Genomic DNA, 23,786 nt, shown 5'->3' on the forward strand with positions numbered 1-23,786 from the left:
CGATGACCTTGCTCCGACCGGCGGCGGGTGCGCTGCCGCAGCCCTACCTGCTGTTCCTCGGCGACGTCGCGCAACCGGGTTACGCCAAGACCGCGTTCGGCCTGCGCGACTGGGCGCCCGACCAGTGCATCGGCGAATACCGCCTGCCCGACGCCAAGGTAACGACCGGCCTGGCGTACCTGACCCCGGCGCAGGCGGCGGCGGCGGGCGCGCGCTCGATGGTGATCGGCGTGGCGAACAGTGGCGGCGTGATCCCCGCGAGCTGGGTCGCGTCGCTCATGGAGGCCCTGCAGGCCGGCCTCGACCTGGTCGCGGGAATGCACTCGCGCCTCGGCGACGTGCCCGGACTTGCCGAAGCCGCGACTCAGCTCGGGCGGCGCCTGATCGACGTCCGCGTGCCACCCGCAAACATCCCCGTCGGCACCGGCCGCAAGCGAACCGGACAGCGCCTGCTGACGGTCGGCACCGACTGTGCGCTGGGCAAGAAATACACCGCGCTGGCGCTGGCCCGCGCCTTTAAAGCCCGCGGCATCGCTGCCGATTTCCGCGCCACCGGCCAGACCGGCATCATGATCGCCGGCAGCGGCATCCCGATGGACGCGGTCGTCGCCGACTTCGAGGCCGGCGCCGCGGAGATGCTGTCGCCCGATGCAGCGCCCGACCATTGGGACGTCATCGAAGGGCAGGGCTCGCTATTCCATCCCGCCTATGCGGCGGTGTCGATGGGGTTGCTGCACGGCAGCCAGCCCGATGTCTTCGTCGTCTGCCACGAGCCTGGCCGGAGCGAGATGCTGGGCGCCCCCGGCTATGGCTTGCCGAGCATCGCCGAGCTTATCGAGGCGACGCTGTTGCTCGGCCGGCGCACCAACCCGCGCATCCGCTGCGGCGGCGTCGCCTACAACAGTTCGCGCCTCGATGCCGACGAAGCCGGCCGCCTGATCGCCGCGGACACCGAGCGGCTGGGCCTGCCGGTCGCCGATCCGATCCGTGGGGGTCCGGCCTTCGAACGGCTGGTCGAGAGCTGCCTCGCATGACGATCGCCCGCCTGCCCGCGCACACACAAGAGGTCGCCTCATGGTCCTGCTAACCCGTCGCCGCATCTTCGCCGCCGCGGCAGTCTCGCTGCTCGCCTCGGGCGCCGCCCCACTTACCGCAGCGACGCCGCCGCGCGCCTCTGCCGCGGTGCCGATGTCGAGCGCACTCGCTTCGCTGCCCGCGTTCATCGACGGCGTCGTCGCCGAGCAGATCGCGACGCGCGAAGTCGCCGGGGCCGTCGTCACCGTCGTCCACGACGGTCGCGTCGTCATGTCCCGCGGCTATGGGTTTGCCGACGTTGGCCGGGCGATCCCGGTCGATCCCGCCCGCACCCTGTTCCGGCCGGGCTCGGTCTCCAAGCTTTTCACCTGGGTCGCGCTGATGCAGCAGATCGAGCAGGGCAAGGTCAGCATGGACGCCGACGTCAACCGCTATCTCGACTTCGTCATCCCGCCGTTCGAGGGCAAGCCGGTACTGGTCAGCGACCTGTTCGCGCACACCCCGGGGATGAGCGACAGCAGCGGCATTTCCACCGACGATCCGGCGAAGGTCGAGCCGTTCACCAAATGGATGAAGACCCATATCCCCAAGCGCATCTGGGCGCCGGGAACCGAGACTTCCTATTCGAACTACGGCGCCGCGCTGGCCGGGTACATCGTCCAGCGCCTCTCCGGCGAGCCCTTCGCCGACTATACGGAGCGGCATATCTTCAAGCCGCTCGGCATGACGTCGACGACGTTCCGCGAGGATCTGCCGCCCGCCATGCGCCAGCGCGCGGCGCTCGGCTACCGTTTCGAGGAAGGCCGCCTGCTGCCCCAGCCCGTCGAATATTACGGCGTGATCATGCCGGCCGGATCGGCCTCCGCGCCCGGTGCCGACATGTCGCGCTTCATGCTGGCGATGCTCGGCGGCGGACAGCTGGGTGGTGCCCGCATCCTGTCGCCGGCGTCGGTCCGGCTGCTGTTCTCCGACAGCTTCGCCAACGCGCCCGGCCTTGAGGGGATGGCGCACGGATTCATGGTCCACCGGCTCAGCGACCCGCATCTGGTCGGGCATGGCGGCAACACCCGCGACTTCCACTCCAACCTCGTGCTGGCGCCCAGCCTCGGCTTCGGCTTCTTCATCTCGATGACCGGCGGGGAGGGCAGCTATCTCGCCCGCACCGAACTGACCGAGGCGATCATCGGGCGGATGTTCCCGCGCCAGCCGGCCCCGCGCCAGGCCGGGCCGCCACCGCGCACCGGCAGCTACCGCGTCAACCGCCGCGACTATGACATTCCGGCCAAGCCCGAGCGCGACCTGAAAGTAACCGCAGGCGCGCCGGGCGAACTCAAGCTCGAACTGTCGGGTCGCGTTTCGCAGTGGCAGCGGATCGGTGACGACACCTATGAGCAGGTCACCGGGGCGCGCGCCGGCGGGCCCTACGAGCGGCTGCGCTTCTATGGCGACGAGCGTGATCCGCGGCTGTCGTTCTCGTCGCAGCCGCACGTCGCCTACCATCTAATTCGGCCTTGACCAAAGGACTCGCGATGTTCGGACCGGGCAATGGACGTGTCGCCGGCGCAGGCCTCGTTCTGCTACTGGCGCTGACCCCGGTCGCGGCGCTGGCCGATCCGCCCGCCGGCTTCGACGCCCGGGTCGAGGCGCTGCGCCAGGCCGTCGGTGTCCCGGGCATGGCGATCGCGATCGTCGAAAACGGCCGCACGACGCTGGCCAAGGGCTATGGCACGCGTCGGCTGGGTGGGCGCGAGGCGGTGACGGCAAACACGATCTTCCCGAACGGCTCGACCGGCAAGGCGTTCACCACCGCCGCCCTCGCCGTGCTGGTCGACCAGGGCAAGATCGGCTGGGACGACAAGGTCGCCGATCGCCTGCCGGGCTTCCAGATGTACGATCCCTGGGTGACGCGCGAGATGACGATCCGCGACCTGCTCGTGCACCGCAGCGGTTTGGGCCTCGGCGCAGGCGACCTGCTGTTCGTGCCGAGCACCAACCTGACCCGCAAGGAAGCGGTGCGGCGGCTGCGCTACATCAAGCCGGCGACCAGCTTCCGCAGCGGCTATGCCTACGACAACGTCCTTTACATGGTCGCCGGCCAGCTGATCGAGGAGGTCAGCGGCAAGACCTGGGAAGCGTTTGTCGAGCAGAACGTGTTGCGCGCCGGGGGCATGAAGACCGCGACCACCGACGAGAAGCGCTTCGCCGCCGTCGACCGTGCCTATCCGCACGCCCGGATCAACGGGGCATTCCGCGGCGTCGGCGACCAGCATCAACTCGACGAGCGCGCCGAACTCGGCCGCACCGCGGCACCGGCCGGCGGGCTTGCGGTCAGCGCCAACGACATGGCGCGCTGGCTGACGATCCAGCTCGGCCACGGCAAGCTGCCGGAAGGCGGGCAATTGTTCAGCGAGCGCCAGTCGGCCGAGATGTGGAAGCCGTTGGTACTGACACCAGGCGGCCAGCTGCCGCCCGCCCTCAAGGCCGCGCAGCCGATGTTCAGCGCCTATGCGCTCGGCTGGTCGGTGCAGGACTACAAGGGCGCCAAGATCATCTCGCACGACGGCGCGGTGTTCGGCTTCCAGGCCACCGTCGTGATGATCCCCGACAAGAACATCGGCTTCTCGATCCTGATCAATTCCGAGGACGGCGAGGTCATCCGAGGCCTGATGTACGAGTTGCTCGATCATTATCTCGACCAGCCGGCGCAGGATTGGGCGACGGTCTGGCGGACCTACAAGCGCGAGCGGCAGCAACGCGCGGTCGCCGCGCTGGCGACGGCCGAGACCAGGCCGGCGGAGGTCGGCCCGTCGCTGCCACTGGCGCGCTATGCGGGCGACTACACCGATCCCTGGTACGGGCCGATCTCGATCCGCGCCGAGAAGGGCGGGTTGCGCATCGACTTCAAACAGTCGCCCGGCCTGACCGGGACGCTGGAGCATTGGCAGTACGAGAGCTTCAGGACGCGCTGGGACGACAAGAGCTTCGAGCCCGCCTACGTCAATTTCGGCATCGACCCGACCGGCAAGATCGAGCGCATTACCATGCGCTCGGTGTCGCCGGTCGCCGACTTCAGCTGGGATTACCAGGACCTGCTGTTCACCCCGGCGAGTGCGGGGAAGTGAACCAGCCTGTCGCATCGCCCGTCCGCTCACCAGAGAGGCTGACATGAAACTCGCCATTGCGCTGTTGTTGCTTGCCACGCCGATCGCGGTATCCGCCCAGGCGGGAGCGTCGGACACGCCGGGCAAGACCGCCACCGGCCTGACCTATGTCCAGCCGCGCGACTGGACGCGTATCGTCGACGGGCCGGCCACCGTGTTCATCGCGCCCGAGGGCACGCTGCGGATCGCGGTCGTCGAGGTCGGTGCGGCAGCCGATGCGCGTGCCGCGGTCGCTGCGGCCTGGGCGAAGTTCGCGCCCAAGGCGGCACGCACCGTACGACTGGTCAGTCCCGGTGCGCCCGGCGAGGGCTGGGCGGAGCGCGTCAGCTTCGCCTACGAAACCTCTCCGAACGAGCGCGCCACGGTGGCGGCGCTGGCGTTGCGCAAGGGCACGTCATGGACCGTCGTCATCACCGACGGATCGGACGCGGTCGCCAACAAGCGCTCCGGCGCGACCGGTTTGATCGTGCAGAGCCTGCGCCCCGCCGGTTATGAGCGCGAGAGCTTTGCCGGCAAGACCGCGCACCGCCTGACGCCCGAGCGCATCCGGGTGCTGCGCGACTTCGTCGCCAACTCGGCGCACACGCTGGAGGTGCCGGGCGTCGGGCTGGCGTTCATCGACGGCGGCAAGGTCGTCTGGGAGGGCGGCATCGGTGTCCGCGCGCTGGGCTCGCCGGCCCCGGTGACGGCGCACACCAAGTTCATGATCGCCTCCAACACCAAGGGCATGTCGACGCTGCTGCTGTCGGTGCTGGCCGACGAGGGCAAGTTGCGGTGGGACCAGAAGGTCACCGACCTCTACCCCGGCTTTCGCCTCGGCAGCGACGAAGTCACCCGCTCGGTCGAGGTGCGCCATCTGGTCTGTGCCTGCACCGGCCTGCCGCGCAAGGACTATGCCTTCATTCTCGCCGACAGCGGCGCGCCGGCGTCCGACACGTTCAAGCAGCTGGCGGTGACCCAGCCGACCAGCAAGTTCGGCGAGCTGTTCCAGTATAATAACCTGATGGCCTCGGCGGCGGGCTATGTCGGCGGGCATCTCAGCTATCCGGGCATGGAGCTCGGCGCCGCCTACGACCGCGCCATGCAGACGCGGATCTTCACCCCGATGGGCATGCGCGACACGACCTTCGACATCAAGGTCGGCGAGAGCGGCGACTGGGCCCGCCCACACGGCTTCGACGTCGACGGGCGCATGACCCTGATGTCGAACAGCTTCAACCATCTGATCGCGCCGCACCGGCCGGCGGGTGGCGCCTGGTCGAGTGCCGCCGACATGGCGCGCTATGCCCAGCTCGAACTGTCGAAGGGCGTCCTTCCCAACGGCAAGCGGCTGGTCAGCGAGGCCAACCTGCTGGAGCGGCGCAAGCACAATGTCCCGATCGGCGAGGATAGCTGGTACGGCATGGGCCTGATCGACCAGACCCAGTCCGGCGTTCATGTCGTCACCCACGGCGGTACGCTGCAGGGCTATCACAGCACCTTCTTCGTGCTGCCGGATGCCGGTATCGGCGCGGTGATCCTGACCAATGCTGACAGCGGGCCGGCGATGTTCCCACCCCTGCTGCGCCGCCTGCTGGAGGTCGTCTACGACGGCAAGCCCGAGGCGGTCGACGCCATCGCCCCGGCCGAGGCGCGGCTCAAGGCCAGCGCGGCGGCCAAGCGCGCCCGCCTGACGGTGCCGGGCGATCCAGCGGTACTGGCGGGGCTTGCCACCAACTACCGCTCGCCCGACGGCATCCATCTGTCGATCACTGATCGCAGCGGCGGCAAATGGCTGACCGCTGGCTTTATCGAAGGCCCGGTCGCGACCCGCAAGAACGAGGACGGCAGCGTCTCGCTCGTGTCCGCCGGCCCTGGCAACATCGGTGTCGATGCGCTGGTCGGGACCAAGGACGGCCTGCGCACCCTCGCGATCCGCGATAGCCAGCACGAGTATCTCTATACCGAGGTCCGCTAGGCGTCGCGGCGGCCCCTCATTCGCCGAACGCAGTGCGGGGGTCGCCCCGGTGTGCGTCGGCGAGCGGGAACAGGGTCTGGAGCAGGCCGCGCTCGACCTCGCTCAGATGCGGGTTCCAGGTGTCGAAGATCAGCACGGCGCGGAGCTGGCCTGAGCGGTTCCACGCCTCGTGCTCGATGGTGTCGTCGAAGCCGAACGCCTCGCCCTCGCGCCAGGTCCGCATCTCGCCACCGACGCGGAAGGCACAACCGTCCGGCACGATCAGCGGCAGGTGGATGATCGCCCGGGCGTTGGTCACGCCGGTATGCGCCGGCAGGTGGGTCCCCGGGCGCAGCAGCGAGAAGAACACCGTCGGCGCCCGGCCGGGAATGCGCGCCAGCGGCAGCGCTTCGACGGCGGCGACCGTGGCCGGGCATCTGGCGCAGGCCGCCTCGTCGCGCGTGCCGTTGCGCCAGAAATGATAGGCGCTCCAGTCGAGCCTGCCGTCGAGCCCGGACCATTTGTTCGCCGGCGTGCCCGACGGCATGTTGACGTAGGGCGCCAGACCTGGGGCGCCGTCGGCCAGCAGCGCCGCCAGTTCATCGCGGATCGCCGCGGTCTGCGCCTCGATCCGCTCGAGCCACGGGAAATGCCGGCGCTCGAAGAATTCGTCCGCCGGCAGGAACGGAAAGTGCAGCCCGGCAGGCTGGTTGGCATAGATCGCCCGGCGGCCGAGCATATGGTCGATGCACGCATCGAAGCGGCGGCGATCCTGCACCGGCACGGCGGCGCGCGCTTCGGCCAAGCCACCGTCGACGGCCTCGGCCAGCGCTGCCTGCCCGGCCATCACGGCGGCGCGGGCGTGGTCGAGCAGGTCCCTGAATGCCGGGGAGGGCGCCTCGATCTGCGCGCCCATCGCCAGCACGCCGGTCCAGCGTTCTGCCGCCGCGTGTCGGTCGCCGCGGCGCTCATGCCACTCCGCACTGCGCACCAGGGCCATCAGGTGGCGCTGGTCGATCGCCAGTGCATTGTCGAGCGCGGCCTTTTCGCCGGCGTCGTCGCCCTGCGCGCGACAGGCCCGCGCGACGTTCATCCACAATTCGGGCGCCTTGGTATCGACGGCCACGGCGCGGCGGAACCACGCCTCAGCGTCGGCAGGCGCGTCGCCCAGCGCGATGATGCCGAGCGCGTTGAGCGCCTGCGGTTGCTCGCCGGCCTGCGCGACAACCTGGCGGTACAGGCGGGCCGCCTCGGGCAGGCGACCATCGCGCTGCGCCGCCTGTGCCCGCGACAGGTACTGCTGGAGCTCGGTCGGGTTCATCGCCGCCGACCATAGCGGCTGGCCCCGCCGCGATAAAGCAAGGGGCGGACCATGGCCCGCCCCTTCGTCGTCACTCGATCGCCCGACTAGAACTTGATGCGCGCGCCAGCGGTGAAGCGCCGGCCGATCGCATCATAGGTCGACGGGAAGGTGTTGCCGCTGTTGTAGCTGGTCTGGCCGATGTTGCTGCCGACCGACGGCGGATCCTTGTCGAGCAGGTTCTCGACCGTCAGCGTGATCTCCAGGCGCTCGCCGACCATGAAGCGGCTGCTCAGGTCGAACCAGTCATAGGCCTTGATCCGGCGATAGGCAGGGAAGGCAGGGCCGTTGCTGCCGAAGTTGCTCGCGTTGGCGTCGAACGGCTCCTGCTTCAGCGGCGAGATGTGGCGCCACAGCAGCGACAGGTCGACCCCGCCAAAGCTCAGGGTGGTGCGCTGGTTGAGGCTGAACTTTGGCAGCAGCGAGCCGCCCGACCCCGAGACGAGGCCGTTACCGGGCAGGCAGTTGACGCTGTAATAGCCGGCGCACTCGCGGTTGAGGCCGCCCGGACCGGCCTGGAACTTGTAGTTGAGGACGTAATTCGCGTTGGCGCTGAGTGCCAGCCGCAGGTCCTCGGTCAGGTCGGTGCGGAAGTTGGCGGTCACGTCGATACCGCGCGTCTTGTAGCGGCCGGCGTTGGTCGTCGGCGAGGGCAGGCCCGGCGTCGTGCTGGGATCGCCGTCGAGGCCACCGGTCGCCGGATCGCGGCGGATCGTGTTGCACGCCGCGCTGCTCGCGCTGCTCGCGGTGATGTTACCGAAGCAGGCGCCGATCAGGTCGCCTGGGCTCGGCTGGCTGAGCGCGTTGCGGATCTTGATCTGGTAGAAGTCGGCGGACACCGAGAAGTTACGCAGGAAGCTCGGCTGGAAGACGCCGCCCGCGGTGAACGTGTCGGCCTTTTCCGGACGGTTGTTTGGGTTGCCGGAGAAGGTCGCGTTGATCTGACCGGCCGAGGGCGGGTCGATCGCGCCGAGCTGGCTGGCGGGAGCACCCTGCGCGATGCAGATGTTCTGCAGGTTGCTGAGCGGAGCGGTGCCGGCGACCTGCGCCGGAGTCCGCGCCACGGCGGCGCCCTGGCAGGGATCGTTGCGCAGGTTGGTCAGCCCGACCTGCGACGGCTGGAACAGTTCGCCGACGTTCGGCGCACGCACGGCGCGCTGGTAGTTGCCGCGGAACTTCAGGCCGTCGATCGGCTCCCAAGTGGCACCGCCCTTGTAGGTCGTGGCGTTGAACTCCGGCGAACCGACTGCATCGACCTTGTACGCCGAGTAGCGGACGCCGGCCTCCACGGTCAGGCTGCGCACCAGCGGCGCGTCGGCGATCACCGGGACGATGACCTCGCCAAAGCCTTCGTAGACGCTGTAGCCGCCGCTGACCGGGATGATGCCGCCGCCGGCACCCCCGAGCTCGCCGGGGCTTTGCGACAGCGTGTCGGCGGTGACGCTGGCCTTGTACTTGCGGTACTCGGCGCCGACCGCGATCGACACCGGCTGCGATGCCGAGCTCAGCTGGAACAGGTCGCCGTTGACGACGCCGTGGACCTGCAACAGCGAGGTCTTGTCCGACGAGAAGGCCGGAACGAGGAGGTAGTTGACCGCCTCGGGCGTGATCGTGCCGCCGTCGCCAAAGACGTTGACGGGTACGCAGCCGCCGGTCGGATCGTTGCAGGCGGTCGTGCTGCTGGCATTCAGGGCCTGCTGCAGCCGGGTCGCCGAGACGTAGTTCTGCTGCGTCTGGGTGTTCTCGCTTTCGCCGTACGCGCCATAGACGTCGTAGCGGAAGCTGTCGGTGATGCTGCCGCGCAGGCCGGCGCGATAATTGAACAGCGTCGTCTGGTAGTTGCTGACACGGCCACCCGCCTCGACGAGGCGGCGCGAAAGGTTGGTCGAGAAGGACTCGGTGCTGGTGGCGCTGCAGTTCACCGGCGCCTGGATTCCCGGCGTGTTGGGGTCGAAGTCGTTGTTGGCGCAGAAGGTTGCCCGCGCGCTGGCCGGCAGGAACGGATTGTTCAGTGGGATCGTGACCGGGGTGGAGAAAGCACCCGACGGCGCGATGATGGTGTTGACGGTGTTCTTGGAGAACAGGCCCTGGGTGTAGATCTCCAGCCCGTCGCTCGCCTCGTAATGGGCCGCGCCATAGATGTTGAAGCGTTTGAACGGCGTCGAGAAGATGTTGTACGGATTGAAGTTGAACGTCGCAAAGACCGGCAGCAGGGCACCGGTCGTCGGGTCGATGTTGCGGTTGCCCAGGCCCGGCACCGAGAAGCGCGCCGGCACGGCGGTCTGCGACGCACCCGAGGCCGTCCCGTCGAACGAATCCAGCGTGTCGTTGGACAGAGGGCGGTCGCCGGCGAAGAACACTTCGTCGGCCTTCTGGTAGCCGATGCTCAGCACCGCGTTACCGCGTCCGTCGTCGAAGTTCGCGCCGATCGTCGCGTCGACCCGGATGCGGTAGCCGTCGCCGCGCTCCGTCAGGCTGTTGCTGACGTTGAGGTCGACACCGGCGAAGTCGCGCTTGGTGATGAAGTTGACGACGCCCGACACCGCGTCGGCGCCATAGGTCGTGCTCGCGCCGCCGGTCAGCAGGTCGACGCGGTCGATCAGCGCCAGCGGGATATTGTTGAGGTCGACGCTGCCGTTGAGGTCGGCGGGCGTGATGCGCGTGCCGTCGAGCAGCACGATGTTGCGGTTGGCACCGAGGCCGCGCAAGTCGACGAACGACGCGCCGCCATTGCCGTTGTTGACGCTGGTGCCGACGTTCGGCGAGACGCCGGGAATGTCGCGGATCAGCCGCTCGGCCGTCGTCGACTGCTTGAGGTCGATTTCTTCTGAGGAGGTGACCGACACCGGGCTCGACGAGACGAGATTGGGATTGCGGATCAGGGTGCCGGTGACGACGACATCGGCGCCCGGGGCCTCGTCGGCGACTGCGGCTTCGGCGGTCTGGGCGCCGGGTGGAGGAGTAGTGGCCACCTGCGCGAGCACAGGTTGGACGAATAGTGACACTCCAGCGAACAAGGTCGACGCCAACAGGCGCGATCGATACTGACTCAGCATCTCGAATTTCCCCTTTCACATCTGAATTGTGTCAGCCTGCCTTTTTACCAAGTTCTGCGGCCAACACCTGCGGACGATGGTGCAACTGTTAAGGGTGGAGCTGTTCGCTCACAATGCAGCTATCCAGATCTGTGTATTTTTTCCACGCATTGTAGCAACATCGTCACACCTGCCATGAGCTTGTCCGCGCCCGCGACAGTCTCTAGCCTGATCTGGTGACTGAAAGGACGAGCATGATCGTGCGCTGCATGGTGACGGCCCTGGTATTGACCATGTCGGTGGGGGCGGAGGCAGCAACGTCCCCGAGCGCCAGTGACCGGGTGCTGCAACCCTTCGCCGATTGTCGCGCGATTGGCGCACCGGATGCGCGCCTTGCCTGCTTCGACAAGGCGGCAGCCTCGCTGGAGGCGGCAGTTGCTGCGCGTGACGTGCGCATCGTCGACCGGCAGGAGATCGGCAGGGTCAAACGCTCGCTGTTCGGCTTCGCATTGCCGAGGGTCGCGCTGTTCGACGGTGGCGACCGCAAGACCGGGCGGGACGAGCCCGACTTCACCGAGATCGACACGACCATCGCCAGCGCCCGGCGGGTCGAGAACGATCGGATCGAACTTCAGCTGGCCGACGAGGACGCCCGATGGCGCACCACCGAGCCTATGTCGTTCACGCCGCGCAACGGCGCGAAGATCCACATCCGCAAGGGCGCCCTCGGCAACTATTTCCTGTCGATCGCCGGCGAGCGCACCGTGCGCGGGATGCGCGTCCGCTAGGCCCTGAACATGCTCCGGGTCAGGGATTGCCCGGCGCGTAGGTGAAGTCCTGCGCCTTGTACCACGCCAGGTCGTGCGCCGGCGGAGCGGCACCGGCAGGCAGTTTCAGGCCGTTGACCGACATCCAGTAGGACAGGCTGGCATCGCGCCACCACCGCGCGTCGCGCTCCTCGATCCTGAGGAACGCGGCGGTCTTGGCGAAGCGTTCGGCATCGACCTGCGGCTCCAGCGTCGCCCAGGTCCGGCCTGCCGAGGCGACGCTGGCGATGCCCCTGTCGTAGTCGGCGACCATCTCCTCCCACAGCGTCCGGCCCGACTTCATGCGGTAGTTCCACGGCAGGTGATGGAACCACAGGATGTCGCGCTCGGGTGTCGTCGCCGGGTCGGCCAGCTGCCGCGCGATGGCGGGCGCATATTGCGCGACGGCGTTGCTCCCGGAGGCGGTGCGGTCGAAGCCGATACCGTCCTTGCCGGCGCGGGCATAATAGACCGGGTTCCACTCGGGACGCTTGAGGTCGGCGATCCACGGCGCCGGGCCAAAGTGATGCCCGGTCGCCATCTGGTGGGCAAGACCGAGCGGCGTCATGTAATCCACAACCGCCTCGCGCGAGCCGGCCATCATCCGCACTACCGGGTCGACCACCGCGGCGTTGGGCGCAAAGGTCATCGCCGCCCATTCGCGCGCCACCGCATCCGACGAGATTTCCGGGTTCCAGGCGAAGCGCCCGAAGGCGTACCAATTGGCCTGGTTGAAGGTCGATCCCGACCAGTCGCGGTCGCGGCCGATGTTGGCGACCCCGGCGATGCCGGTCAGCGCATGCCCGTCCAGCGATCCGTCGACGACCTTGGCGACCGTCGAGCCCGGCCCCTTGGCGAGGGTGTCGCTGCGTAGCGCCTCCTCGAACATCGGGCCGAGGTAGGCGAGGCTGGTCGCCTGGCCGAGATACTCCTTGGTCGCCTGGAACTCCATCATCAGCGGGGTGCGCGGCATCGCCCCGAACAGCGGGTGAAACGGCTCGCGCGGCTGGAAGTCGATGGCGCCGTTCTTGACCTGGACGATGACGTTCGCGGCGAACTTGCCGTCGAGCGGCTTGAAGTCGTCGTACGCCTGCTTGGCGCGGTCCTCGGGATTGTCGTGCGCATAGACGAAGGCGCGCCACATCACGATGCCGCCGTGCGGGGCGAGCGCGGCGGCGAGCATGTTGGCGCCGTCGGCATGGCTGCGGTGGTAATCCTGCGGGCCGGGCTGGCCTTCGGAGTTGGCCTTGACCAGCAGCCCGCCGAAATCCGGGATGGCACGATACAGTTCGTCGGCCTTGGCTCGCCACCAGGCGGCGACGGCGGGGTCGAGCGGGTCGGCGGTCTTGAGCTTGCCGATCTCGATCGGGGCGGAGAAGCGCGCCGACAGGTAGACCTTGATGCCATAGGGCCGGAACACGTCGGCCAGCGCGGCCGCCTTGGCGATGTACGGCGCGGTCAGGCTGTCGGCCTTGGCGTTGACGTTGTTCAGGACGGTGCCGTTGATCCCGATCGAGGCGTTGGCGCGGGCATAATCGACATAGCGCGGGTCACTGAAGTCGGGCAGCAGCCACCAGTCCCACAGCGACTGCCCGGCATAGCCGCGCTCGACGGTGCCGGTCAGATTGTCCCAGTGATTGAGCAGGCGCAGCTTTATCCGTGGCGACGACGACAGGTCGACGCCAGCCAGCGCACCGCCGGTCTGGACCCAGCGCAGCAAGGCGAAGCTGCCGTACAATAGCCCGGTATCGCCGTTCGCGGTGACCAGCGTGACGCGCTTGCCGCCGACGGTCACGGTGCGGACGAGATAGCCCTCATTGCCGAGCGGCCCGACCGGCAGATGCAGCGCCGCGACCATCGGATCGCGCGCCGTCGCGAGCAGGATGCCGCCGGCCGCAAGGTCAGGGCTCTCCGCGACGCGTGCCCCCGACAGGCCTGACAATCCGCGAGCCAGTTCAGCCGCGGCGATGCGGACGGTCGGCGAGCTGCCGCGCATCGTGATCGCGGCGGCGTGGACGCCGTGCAACGGTCGGTAGCGCAGCCACAGGTCATAGCCGTCCTCGGCTCGCGCCGCGCTGCCGACGATGCCGAGCACCACCAGGATCGTCGTCGTCAAGCACCGGGCAAAGCCAGTCACGCCCACTCCCCACGCCGCATTTGCGGTCGATCAGCCGTTATTGACAAGCCGCGAGCGCGACACGCATGGTAACGCTATCATGGCGACGGCATCGACAGCAATGCCGCGATCCAACTGGCCGGGGAGCGAGAATGTCCGATTGTGATGCTGAAACTATGCCCGCCGCAGTCGACGCGCCGGCGCTGAACACGACGCGGCGCGGCTTCATCGCCGGCATGGCGTCGGTCTCCGCCTTGGCGCTCGTTCCCGGCGCGGCGCTGGCGGCCGGCACCGTCTACCGGGACGCACGCGCCCCGGTCGCGCTGCGGGTCGACGACCTGCTTGGGCGCATGACCCTCGACGAGAAGGCCGCCCAGCTGATCACGCTGTCGACGACGAAGAAGGACGTCATGGACGCCGCGCTGGCCTTCGATCCGGCCCGCGCTACCACAGCCTATCCCAACGGCATCGGACAGATCGCGCGGCCATCGGACCGTGGCGGCGCGGCGACGGCGACCAATACCGGGGCCGCGGTGACCGGGCGGTGGCGCGCGCCCGCCGACACCATCGCCTTCGTCAACGCTACCCAGGCCTGGGCCCGCGCCAGCACCCGGCTCGGCATCCCGGTGCTGTTCCACGAGGAGGCGCTGCACGGCTATATGGCGCCCGAGGCGACCAGTTTCCCACAGGCGATCGCGCTGGCCAGCAGCTTCGACCGCGACCTGGTCGGCCGGGTCAATGCCGTGATCGGCCGGGAAGTCCGCGCGCACGGCACCGTGCTGGCGCTGTCCCCGGTCGTCGACATCGCCCGCGACCCGCGCTGGGGCCGGATCGAGGAGACCTTCGGCGAGGATCCCTACCTATGCGGCGAACTCGGCGTCGCCGCGGTCACCGGGCTGCAGGGCAGCGGCAAGACCCTTGCCCCGGGCAAGGTCTTCGCCACTCTCAAGCACATGACCGGGCACGGCCAGCCGATGGCAGGCAACAACGTCGCGCCCGCAGAACTCGGCGAGCGCGAAATCCGCTCGGCGTTCCTGCCGCCGTTCCGCAAGGTCGTCGCACGCACCGGCATCGGCGCGGTGATGCCCTCGTACAACGAGATCGACGGCATCCCGAGCCACTCCAGCACCTGGCTGCTCAAGGACATCCTGCGCGGCGAATGGGGCTTCGACGGCGCCATCGTCAGCGATTACGCGGCGATCCCCGAGCTCGCGTCGTTCCACCACCTCGCCGCCGACAACGACGGCGCTGCCCATCTGGCGCTGCTCGCCGGGGTCGATTGCGACCTGCCTGACGGTCGCGCCTATCGCGGGCTGGCGGCAGCGGTGCGCGCCGGCAAGGTGCCGCTGGCGCTGGTAGACGCGGCCTGCCGCCACATGCTGACCATGAAGTTCCGCGCCGGCCTGTTCGAGGCCGCGCCGATCGATGCAAAGGCCGCGGCCAGGCTCACCGCCAACCCCGAGGCGCGCGCGCTGGCGTTGGAGGCGGCGCGGCGGGCGATGGTGCTGCTCACCAACGACGGTATCCTGCCGCTGAAGGCCGGCGCCCACCGCCGCGTCGCGGTGATCGGGCCGGATGCGGCGGTAGCGCGGCTCGGCGGCTATTCCTCGATCCCGCGCACCACCGTGTCGCTGCTCGAAGGCGTCCGCGCCCGGCTGGCGGGCAAGGCCGAGGTCGTCCACGCGCAGGGCGTCTTCATCACCCAGAACGAGGACCGCTCCGCCAACGAGGTGCTGCTCGCCGACCCCGACAAGAACCGCCAGCTGATCGCCGAGGCGGTGACCGTGGCGCAAGGCTCCGACATCGTGCTGCTGGCGATCGGCGACACCGAACAGACCAGCCGCGAGGGTTACGCCAAGACCCATCTCGGCGACCGCACCGACCTCGACCTGCTCGGCGAGCAGAACGCGCTGTTCGCGGCGTTGAAGGCGACTGGAAAGCCGATCGTCGTCGTCGCCATCAACGGCCGCCCGCCGTCATGGCCGCTGGTCGTCACGCAGGCCAACGCGCTGCTCGAATGCTGGTATGTTGGGCAGGAAGGCGGCACCGCCATCGCCGAGGCGCTGTTCGGCGACGTCAATCCTGGCGGTAAGCTGCCCGTCACCGTGGTCCGCGACGTCGGGCAGGTGCCATTCTACTATAATCACAAGCCATCGGCCCGACGCGGCTATCTGTTCGCCGACGCTTCACCGCTGTTCCCGTTCGGCCACGGCCTGAGCTACACCAGCTTCACGGTCGGAGCGCCGCGCCTGTCGGCCGCGCGGATCGGCATCGCCGACACCGTCCAAATCGAGGTCGACGTCGCTAACACCGGCGCCCGCGCCGGCGACGAGGTCGTCCAGCTGTATATCCGCGACCAGGTCTCGTCGGTCAGCCGCCCGGTCCTCGAGCTCCGTGGCTTCGAGCGCGTCGGCCTCAAGCCCGGCGAGCGGCGTACCGTCCGCTTCACCCTTGGTCCCGACGCGTTCTCGCTGTGGAATCGTGCGATGCAGGAGGTCGTCGAGCCGGGCCTGTTCGACATCATGGCGGGGTCTAGTTCGGCCAATCTCAAGACCACCATCCTGGAAATCGCCTGAGCATCGCAGCAGGTATCACAGCTGCGATCGAATCAGCGTTCCTGGTCGAGAGTTTGCAAAGCCGCGTTGCTTCTGGGTGGAGCGGTAAACTCTGGTGCCGCCCCAGCTAACCTAATGTAAACACTAGGGATCGCTGGGGCGGACGACGGGGATTGAACCCGCAACCTCCGGTACCACAAACCGGCGCTCTAACCAATTGAGCTACGACCGCCACGCGCGAAGGAAGCCCGCATAGCCATATCGTCGCTGGAGGGCAAGAACCGCCTTCCGCCAAATGCAAAGTTATATTATTGCGCGGGCCTGTAATTTCCTGACCGGAGCCTGGCGATGCTGTTCGACGCACCCGATTTCGACGCCCACGAGGCCGTTCACTTCGCCACCGACACGGCGACTGGCCTCCAGACGATCATCGCGGTCCATTCGACGCATCTCGGGCCGGCCGCGGGTGGTTGCCGCTGGTGGACCTATGCCGACGACGCCGCGGCGCTGACCGATGCGCTGCGCCTGTCGCGGGGCATGAGCTACAAGAACGCCATGGCTGGGCTGCCGATGGGTGGCGGCAAGGCGGTGATTCTGAAGGGTGCGCCCAAGACGCAGACGTTCCTGCAGGCCTTCGGGCGGGTCATCGACGGACTTGGCGGACGCTATGTCACGGCGGAGGACGTGGGCATGTCGGACGCCGACATGACGATGATCGCCGGTGCGACGAAGTACGTTTCGGGCCTGCCGGTGGCGGGCGGGCAGGCGGGCGGCAATCCGGGTCCGTCGACGGCGGAGGGCATCTTCGTCGGCATGCGCGCGGCTGTTTCGCACAAGCTCGGGCGCAGCGACTTTACCGGCGTGCATGTCGCGGTTCAGGGGTTGGGCAGCGTCGGCGGCTCGCTGGCGCGCAAGCTGGCGGCGGCGGGTGCGAAGCTGACGCTGGCGGACATCGATTCGGCACGGGCGGCGGCGTTGGCGACCGAGCTCGGCGCGACCTATGCTGCGAACGACGAGATCATGACGGTAGCCGCCGATGTGTTCAGCCCGAACGCGCTGGGCGCGGTGCTGACCGCCGACAGCATCGCGGCGCTGAACGTCGCGGTCGTCGCGGGTGCGGCGAACAACCAGCTGGCGCAGCCCGGCGACGGGGCGCGGCTGACGGCTCGGGGCATTCTGTACGCGCCCGACTATGTCATCAACGCGGGCGGCATCATCAACGTCGTCGCGGAATATCTGGGGCAGGGCGATGCCGCCTCGGTCGCGGCCAGCATCGCGCGGATCGAGGGCCGGCTGGCCGACATCTTCGCCGAGGCGGATGCAAGCAACCGCCCGACCGACGAGGTCGCCGACGCGATGGCGCGCAAGCTGATCGGGCGCTGACCTCCTGCTCCCCTCCCGGAACGGGAGGGGCCGGGGGTGGGTCTTCCCCGAGGTCGGCAGCCTGAGTTTATGCCAAGTCCCACTCCCGTCCCCTCCCGTTCCGGGAGGGGGGTAGTAAGGCCAGGCAGCTAGCGGCCGCCCTGCGTCAGTAATCCTTCTTCAGCCGCAAGTTGACGCTCGTCCCGCCCAGCGTCGCGACTTGCGACAGGATCGATAGCGACCTCGTCAGCGCGACCTCGATGTTGGTGGCGGTGTAGCCCTGCGCATCGGAGGCGAGTTCGACATAGACGCGCTTGCCGATGTACTGGCCCGCGGCGATCGAGGTCTTGCGGCCTGTCGTGGTGTCGGCGGGCAGGATGCGCAGGCGGTCGATGCCGAGGCCCTTGCGGACGATGTTGATCGGGTTGAAGCCTTCGCCGCCCTTGCCGCCGCCGCGCAGCGAGGCGAGCGCGCCGGCCAGTTGCAGCGCCTCGGGGGCCGACAGGCTGGCGATCGAGGTGCCGAAAAGGACGCGCGACAGCACCTCGTCCTGCGGTAGCGAGGGGACCGAGCCGAAGGCGATCTCGGGGTGCAGGCCGGTGCCGGAAATGGTCAGCGTCGCGGTAAAGCTGGAGCTGGTATTCTCGGCGACGATGTCGACGACCGGGTCGGGCGGGTAGCCGCCGGGGAAGCGCAGGTCGCCGCGCGTCAGGCTGAAGCGCTTGCCGGCGAAATCATAGTCGCCGCGGATCAGGCGGACGCGACCGGTCAACGAGGGGGCAACGACGGTGCCGCCGATCTGCAGTTCGCCGCGCCAGTCGGACTGCAGCCCCATGCCCTGGACGACGACGCGCTCGGGAATCTTGACGCCGATGTCGAGGGCCCAGATCGCCGGCTTCTCGACGGGCGTGACGCGGCGCCGAACAGCCTCGGCGTTGAGTTCGCGGACCGCCAGCACGGGGACTTCGGCGGAGGCCGGGCGACCGATGCGGAACAGTGCCTGGTTGGCAACGAGGTTGCCGGTGATGCGCGCGCCGCTGCGGTTGCTGCGTAGCTGCATGTCGCCGGTGACGGTTGCCGTCAGGTCGTCGCGCTTCAGCGCCTGGGCGTTCTTGAGGGCGACCTTGATGTCGATCGGGAAGCCCTGGTCGGCCGACAGCCCAATGCTGCCGCTGCCGCTGACGGTGCCGGCCTTGCCGATGGTGCCGCTGAACGAGGTCAGTTCGAGCCGCGATGCGGTGAAGCGGCTGTCGAGATGGACCTGCTCGACGACGGTGCCGAGGGTGACGTTCTCGACCCGCGCGCCGTCGCTGGTGATGGTGCCGCTCAGCGTCGGCTCGCCCAGGTGCCCGCCGATATCGGCGGTGACCTGCACCGGGCCGCGGACGTCGAGCGCCTCGATCCCGGCGAGCGGCCACAGTGCCTGGGCCGGGCCGACATAGCGCGCCTGGGCGAACAGCGAAGCGGCGAGCAGGCGTTCCATGACGCTGCCGGTTGCGGGAATGGCGCGAACCTGCGCCTGGACCCGGCCCTCGACCGCGCCGCCGCGGACGATCACCGCGCGTGCACTGCCGCCATTGGCCCCGATCGCCGCGTTGATGCCGAGGTCGATGGGCAGCGAGGCGGCGGCGACATTGGCGCGGCTCAGCCCGTTGACGCGCAGGCTGGCGGTACCCACCGGCAACGCGCCCGGCACCTGCTGCATGTCGATGGTGCCCGACACGCGCCCGCCGAAGTCGAACGATGGATTGACCAGCGCCAGCAGCGACAGGCCGAGGTTGTCGAGGCGGGCGCGGACAACGCGCGTCGTGCCGAAGCGCCCCGACAGCTCGGCGCGGCCGTCGGGTGTCGTCAGCACGGTCGGTGCCAGCACCCAGTCGTCGCCGCCGGCGCTCCGGTCACGCGTCACCACCGCCGCCTTGTCGAGCCCGACCCGGCGCTTGTTGAAGATGCCGTCGCCGGTGATCTCGATGCGGTCGCCCTCGAAGGCGACCTTGGACTCGATGCTGAACGGCGCGTTGGCGATGCCGTGCGCGGTCAGCTGTGCGCTACCCCGGCCGGCGCGGTAGTCGACCGAGCCGCTCGCGTCGGTGAGCAGCACGTCCTGCCGCCGCAACTCGGCAGCAGTGAAGCTTCCGGTCACCACCGGCCCCGCGTCCGGCAGCAGCACGGTGGCGCGCAGGCTTGCCTTGCCGACCGCGACCGGCGGCACCATCGGCAGGCGCGCATTGACCGCGTCGAAGGCGATGTCGGCGCGCTGAACATCCCCGGCCGCGGCCAGGATCGCCGAGCCGGTGACGCCGCCGCCGCTGAGTGCCATGCGCCCGGCGAACGGGCCGGCCGGGGTCTGGACCAGCGTGCCGCGCCCGGTGACCCCAGCCAGCGTCACCGCGGCGATGTCGATGGCCGCCGGCTGGACATCGGCGCGGATCAGGCCGCGTCCGGTGATCGGGCCGTAGCTGGTCGTGCCGGTGGCATCGAAGCTCCAGTTCGCGCCGACCGGAGCGATATGGCCCGCCACCTTCGCCAGCCCGATGCCGAAGCCCGGTTGCGCCAGCACCAGGTCGACCACCGGCTTTTCGATCTGCCCGGCGAGCGCCAGCGTCAGCGGTCCGTATTTACGTGATACGCCGCTGCCGGTCAGGCGGACGAAGCCTTCCGGTGTCCGTGTTCCTGCAGCCGTCATCGTGAGGCCCGGGGCGACCAGCCGGGCATTGCTGAAGCTCAGGCTGTTGTCGGGCGCGACGTTGACCGCGGCGGTGACAGCCGGCAGCCCCTCCAGCAAGGTCGAGAAGAACGGATTGTCGAGCCGCGCGACCTTGACCGCGACCTGCCCGGTGACCCGCGCGCCCCGCCCGTCGGGTACGGCGCGCAGGTCGGCGGTGATGTTCGTAATCCCCAGCCCCGGCACCAGATAGTTCGGCAGATTGCCCTTCAGCGCGACGTTGAACACGCCGGTGTCGAGATCGATCGCCGCCACCGCATTGCCGCTCAGCCGGTCGGAGCGCAGGACCAGCGTGTTCGAGGTCAGGCTCAACCCGCGCAGCGTCAGCGGCCCGCTCACCCGGACGTTGGTGAGCAGCGCCTCCGCCGTCACCCCGACGCCGGTGACGCGCCTCGCGGTGACGGTCAGCGGCACGATGATCGGCCGTGGCCCGGTGGCGACGATGCCGATGGCGCGAACCTCGGCAAAGGCGGTGCGCCCGAACGCCAGCGCCGGGCTGGTCACGACATAATCGACCAGCGGCGCCTTGAACGTTCCCGCCAGCTTGGCCACGAGGCGGATATCGCGCCCGCTCAGCTGCGGGTTCAGCGCCTTGGGCTGGAGCAGTTGCGCCGACACCGTCAGCCCGGAAAACTCCTTCTCGCCGAAATCCAGCCGCCCGGCGGCATCGAGGCGCAGCGCCGGCGAGGCGGCACGCAAGGTGATATCGGCGCGCCGGTCGGCAACGAAGGCGGTGGCGTTGACCGCGAGCTTGGGGGCGCTGAGCCGGGCCGCGACGCCGGTCAGCAGCGTCCCCGGCACGACATCGCCGCTCGCGCCGAACTGGCCGTTCTCAGCGGTCAGCGCGAGGTTCGCCAGCGACGCGGTGCCGAGCGTCGCGGTGGCGCGGCCCTGCCAGCGCGTCCAGCGGCCATCCCCGGCGACGGTCAATGCCAGCGGCGCCTTGAGGCCGAGCAGCCCGGCAACGACGCCGCCGACCGGTGCGGCAACCCGCGCGTCGATGTCGAAGCGGTCCTGGTCGGGCCGCGCGTCGAGCCGGACGCGGACGCTGTCGCCGCCGCCCTTGCCGTCGACCGGCGGGGCGCCCGCGTCGAGGTTGAGCAGCGCACGGCCATTCCGGATATCGGCATTGCCGCTGAGGCTGGCGATGCGGCGCGCGCCGGTCACCGGGGCCTCCAGCACGATCCGGTCGATGCGCGCATGGGCGACCATGATGTCGATATCGGGCAGGATGCGCTTTTCGGCGCTGGGCCGCAGCACCGGGCGGCGCAGCACGAAGATGTCGGGGACCAGCAGGTCGTGGATGGTCAGCGTCTTGTGCGCCAGGTCGAACGGCCGCCAGTCGAGGTCGACCCGGGGGGCCCGAGCGAACACGCCCTGCGGATCGCCGAGCTGGAGGTCGTGGATCGTCGCCTTGCCGAACAGCGAGCCGTCGATGCGCCCGGCCCGCACCGTCAGCCCCGACCTCGGCGCATACAGTGGCAGTTGCCGGATGACAAAGGCGCGGCCCCGGTCGGTATCGAGGAACTTGATCGTCGCGATGCCGACGACGCCGAAGATGACGACCAGCGCCAGCAGGAACCAGAAGATCCGCGCCAGCACGCGCATCGAGCGACCCGCCGACATCAGAACGCCTGCCCGATGGAGACGTAGAAGGCGACGCGTGGATCGTTCGGGCCAGGGTTGACCGGCGTCGCGAGGTCGATGCGGACCGGGCCGAAGCTGGTGTAGTAGCGCAGCCCCAGTCCGGCGCCGACCTTCAGCCCGGTAAAGGTCGGCAGCGTCGTCGTCGAGACTTGGCCCATGTCGATGAACGGCACGACGCCGAGCTCGTTACCAAAGGCAGTGAAGCGGTAGCGCGCCTCGAACGAGGCTTCGACGATGGAGTTGCCGCCGAGCGGGTTGTCCTCCGCATCCATCGGCCCGACCTGCTGGTAGCCGAAGCCGCGAACCGAGCCGCCGCCACCGGCATAGAAGCGCCGCGTCGGGGCAATGGTGCCGCGGCTGGCTCCCAGGATCGAGCCGACATGGCCGCGCGCCGCCAGCACGAGGCGGCTGGTCACAGGCTGATAGACCGAGGCGTCGATCTGCGCCTTCACATAGCCGAAGATGTTCGACTGATACGAGATTTCGGGCGACAGCCGGCCGGTCAGGCGAAAGCCGCGGGCCGGGTCGAGCAGGCTGTCCGATCCGTCGTAGGTCAGGCTGAGCGGCAGCGCGGCGATGAGGTAGGTGTCATAGGCGGTGCTGGTCGACGACCGGTCCTTCTGCGACGTCACCACCAGCTCGGTGCCGAGCGAGTAGGTCCATTTCTTTTGCCAGATGATGTTGGTCTCGCGCTCGACCGCGGCACCCAGCGTCACCGAGCGCGCGTCATAGGCGTCCTGCCGTTCTGCCGAGACCTGCGAGGTCAGCAGCAGTGTCTGGTCGCGCCGCCGCCAGTTGTGCCGCCGCAGCTCGGCACCGACCAGCTGCTCGCGCTCCGAGGCGACGCCGCGAAAGGTGACGCCGCCTTCCGGGGGCAGCAGGTTGCGGTGCTGCCAGCTCCCCTCCAGCCGGATGCCCTGGCCGGTCGAATAGCCGAGCTGTGCCGACACGGTGCGCAGCGGCGCCGGCTCGGTCGTGACCATCAGGTCGACCATCGTCGTGCCGTCCGCCGCGACCCCGTTGGCGACCGGGCGGATGGCGACCGAGCCGAACAGCCCGGTCTGGATCAGCGCGCGGCGAAGGTCCTCGAGATCGGCGGCATTATACTGGTCGCCGGGCTTGAGCCGCGCCAGCAGCGCGAGATGCTCGTCGTCGAAGGCCGGCTTGCGCGCCGCCTGCGAGAAGCGGACGCTGCCGAAGCTGGCGCGGCGGCCCGGATCGATCGCCTGGGTCAGCGTTGCGCTGCGCGTCGCATGGTCGACGACGACGTCCTGTGCGCCGACCGTCGGGAAGGGATAGCCGGCGTCCGCCAACCGCAGCTTCAACCCGTCTTCGGCATTGCCGACCCGCGCGGCGTCGACCGGCTCGCCGACTTTCAGGCCCAGCGCCGTCGCGGCCAGCTTCGCCGCCTCGGGGGAGGGGGTCTGCAGGTCGATGGCAGCAAAGGTGTAGACCGGGCCGGGGTCGACCGCGAGCCCGACCTGGGTGCGCGTCTGGCCCTGTTGCGGCGGGGTAATGGTAACCTCGACATGGCCGCCATAGCGTCCTTCGGCGCGCAGCAGCTGGTCGATCAGGTCGGCGTCCTCGACCGAGCGACGGTTGATCTGCGCCAGATTGGCGCCCTCGCCGCGACCCTTCCACAAGGACGACAGTTCGTGAAAGCGCACGAGCATCGTGGCTTCGGTCAGGCCGGTGACGGTGACGTCGTAGCGCACGTCGCCGACGTTAGCGGTGACGGTGATGTCCCCCGCCGTGACCGCGACCGGCGCCGGCCAGGCGACGCCGTCCTCCGGCAGCGGTGCCATCGCGTCGAGCAGCGGATCGGGCTTGAGCACGGTCGGCACAGGTGCCGGCTCCGCGATCGGGGTCTGGGTGACGATGCGCGGCGGCGCTGCCACAGTCTGGGCGCGCAACGGTGCCGCGGCGGCGCACGCCACCCCCAGCACCGCGGCAAACCTCGAAACCACCATCCCTTTCCGGTCTAGACGAGGCTTCGAACGGGTGAAAGGCCGGTAAAGGATTTCCGCCGCGTCGTCGTGCCGGGCTGG

At 69.1% G+C, this 23,786-nt stretch carries 12 protein-coding genes and 1 tRNA gene; 7 read left to right on the forward strand and 6 right to left on the reverse strand.

The window, feature by feature from the left end; translation table 11 throughout:
* Positions 1-2 precede the first annotated feature (2 nt).
* The 4 genes from ACOFKW_RS11290 to ACOFKW_RS11305 are packed head-to-tail and all read left to right on the forward strand — an operon-like array spanning position 3 to position 6,153.
* Positions 3-1,034, forward strand: a complete 1,032-nt coding sequence (locus ACOFKW_RS11290; protein ID WP_419814252.1) for a DUF1611 domain-containing protein — start codon at positions 3-5, stop codon at positions 1,032-1,034.
* Positions 1,035-1,074: 40 nt separating this feature from the next.
* Positions 1,075-2,550 (forward strand): serine hydrolase domain-containing protein, encoded by a 1,476-nt coding sequence (locus ACOFKW_RS11295; protein WP_419814253.1) that lies wholly within the window; start codon positions 1,075-1,077, stop codon positions 2,548-2,550.
* Positions 2,547-4,157: a serine hydrolase gene (locus ACOFKW_RS11300; RefSeq protein WP_419814254.1), complete on the forward strand. Its 1,611-nt coding sequence runs from the start codon at positions 2,547-2,549 to the stop codon at positions 4,155-4,157. Before ACOFKW_RS11295 ends, ACOFKW_RS11300 begins: the two co-directional genes overlap by 4 nt.
* A 43-nt stretch (positions 4,158-4,200) precedes the next feature.
* Positions 4,201-6,153: a serine hydrolase domain-containing protein gene (locus tag ACOFKW_RS11305; RefSeq protein ID WP_419814255.1), complete on the forward strand. Its 1,953-nt coding sequence runs from the start codon at positions 4,201-4,203 to the stop codon at positions 6,151-6,153.
* Positions 6,154-6,169: 16 nt separating this feature from the next.
* On the opposite strand, the gene ACOFKW_RS11310 is transcribed toward ACOFKW_RS11305, so the two are convergent.
* Together ACOFKW_RS11310 and ACOFKW_RS11315 are read right to left on the reverse strand one after the other, a co-directional pair.
* Positions 6,170-7,453, reverse strand: a complete 1,284-nt coding sequence (locus tag ACOFKW_RS11310) for an aspartyl/asparaginyl beta-hydroxylase domain-containing protein (protein ID WP_419814256.1) — start codon at positions 7,451-7,453, stop codon at positions 6,170-6,172.
* A gap of 86 nt (positions 7,454-7,539) precedes the next feature.
* Positions 7,540-10,464, reverse strand: coding sequence for a TonB-dependent receptor domain-containing protein (locus ACOFKW_RS11315; RefSeq protein WP_419814257.1), 2,925 nt, complete (start codon positions 10,462-10,464; stop codon positions 7,540-7,542).
* Positions 10,465-10,781: 317 nt separating this feature from the next.
* Here ACOFKW_RS11315 and ACOFKW_RS11320 point away from each other — a divergent pair, with 317 nt between their 5' ends.
* Complete coding sequence (locus ACOFKW_RS11320) at positions 10,782-11,315, forward strand: hypothetical protein (RefSeq protein ID WP_419814258.1); 534 nt, start codon at positions 10,782-10,784, stop codon at positions 11,313-11,315.
* Between the two features lie 19 nt (positions 11,316-11,334).
* Here ACOFKW_RS11320 and ACOFKW_RS11325 read toward each other — a convergent pair whose 3' ends face one another.
* Complete coding sequence (locus ACOFKW_RS11325; RefSeq protein WP_419814259.1) at positions 11,335-13,449, reverse strand: alpha-glucuronidase family glycosyl hydrolase; 2,115 nt, start codon at positions 13,447-13,449, stop codon at positions 11,335-11,337.
* A 176-nt stretch (positions 13,450-13,625) separates the two neighbouring features.
* Between ACOFKW_RS11325 and ACOFKW_RS11330 the strand changes: the two genes are divergently transcribed.
* Positions 13,626-16,025, forward strand: a complete 2,400-nt coding sequence (locus ACOFKW_RS11330) for a glycoside hydrolase family 3 N-terminal domain-containing protein (protein WP_419814260.1) — start codon at positions 13,626-13,628, stop codon at positions 16,023-16,025.
* Positions 16,026-16,159: 134 nt separating this feature from the next.
* Here the strand turns inward: ACOFKW_RS11330 and ACOFKW_RS11335 are convergent.
* Positions 16,160-16,236, reverse strand: a tRNA-His gene (locus ACOFKW_RS11335).
* Positions 16,237-16,352: 116 nt separating this feature from the next.
* Between ACOFKW_RS11335 and ACOFKW_RS11340 the strand changes: the two genes are divergently transcribed.
* Positions 16,353-17,387: a Leu/Phe/Val dehydrogenase gene (locus tag ACOFKW_RS11340; protein WP_419814261.1), complete on the forward strand. Its 1,035-nt coding sequence runs from the start codon at positions 16,353-16,355 to the stop codon at positions 17,385-17,387.
* Positions 17,388-17,532: 145 nt separating this feature from the next.
* Here ACOFKW_RS11340 and ACOFKW_RS11345 read toward each other — a convergent pair whose 3' ends face one another.
* Both ACOFKW_RS11345 and ACOFKW_RS11350 read right to left on the reverse strand, forming a co-directional pair.
* On the reverse strand, positions 17,533-21,717 hold the full coding sequence (locus tag ACOFKW_RS11345) for a translocation/assembly module TamB domain-containing protein (RefSeq protein WP_419814262.1): 4,185 nt from the start codon (positions 21,715-21,717) through the stop codon (positions 17,533-17,535).
* A complete protein-coding gene (locus ACOFKW_RS11350; protein WP_419814263.1) occupies positions 21,717-23,708 on the reverse strand; it encodes an autotransporter assembly complex protein TamA in 1,992 nt (663 codons plus the stop codon). Before ACOFKW_RS11350 ends, ACOFKW_RS11345 begins: the two co-directional genes overlap by 1 nt.
* Positions 23,709-23,786: the final 78 nt, after the last annotated feature.

The sequence above is a fragment of the Glacieibacterium sp. genome (assembly GCF_965200405.1).
Taxonomy (GTDB): Bacteria; Pseudomonadota; Alphaproteobacteria; order Sphingomonadales; family Sphingomonadaceae; genus Glacieibacterium.

Coding starts and splice junctions, on each gene's coding strand:
- ACOFKW_RS11290 (WP_419814252.1), top strand. CDS start 3: ATGACCTTGCTCCGACCGGCGGCGGGTGCGCTGCCGCAGCCCTACCTG.
- ACOFKW_RS11295 (WP_419814253.1), top strand. CDS start 1,075: ATGGTCCTGCTAACCCGTCGCCGCATCTTCGCCGCCGCGGCAGTCTCG.
- ACOFKW_RS11305 (WP_419814255.1), top strand. CDS start 4,201: ATGAAACTCGCCATTGCGCTGTTGTTGCTTGCCACGCCGATCGCGGTA.
- ACOFKW_RS11310 (WP_419814256.1), bottom strand. CDS start 7,453: ATGAACCCGACCGAGCTCCAGCAGTACCTGTCGCGGGCACAGGCGGCG.
- ACOFKW_RS11320 (WP_419814258.1), top strand. CDS start 10,782: ATGATCGTGCGCTGCATGGTGACGGCCCTGGTATTGACCATGTCGGTG.
- ACOFKW_RS11330 (WP_419814260.1), top strand. CDS start 13,626: ATGCCCGCCGCAGTCGACGCGCCGGCGCTGAACACGACGCGGCGCGGC.
- ACOFKW_RS11340 (WP_419814261.1), top strand. CDS start 16,353: ATGCTGTTCGACGCACCCGATTTCGACGCCCACGAGGCCGTTCACTTC.
- ACOFKW_RS11345 (WP_419814262.1), bottom strand. CDS start 21,717: ATGTCGGCGGGTCGCTCGATGCGCGTGCTGGCGCGGATCTTCTGGTTC.
- ACOFKW_RS11350 (WP_419814263.1), bottom strand. CDS start 23,708: ATGGTGGTTTCGAGGTTTGCCGCGGTGCTGGGGGTGGCGTGCGCCGCC.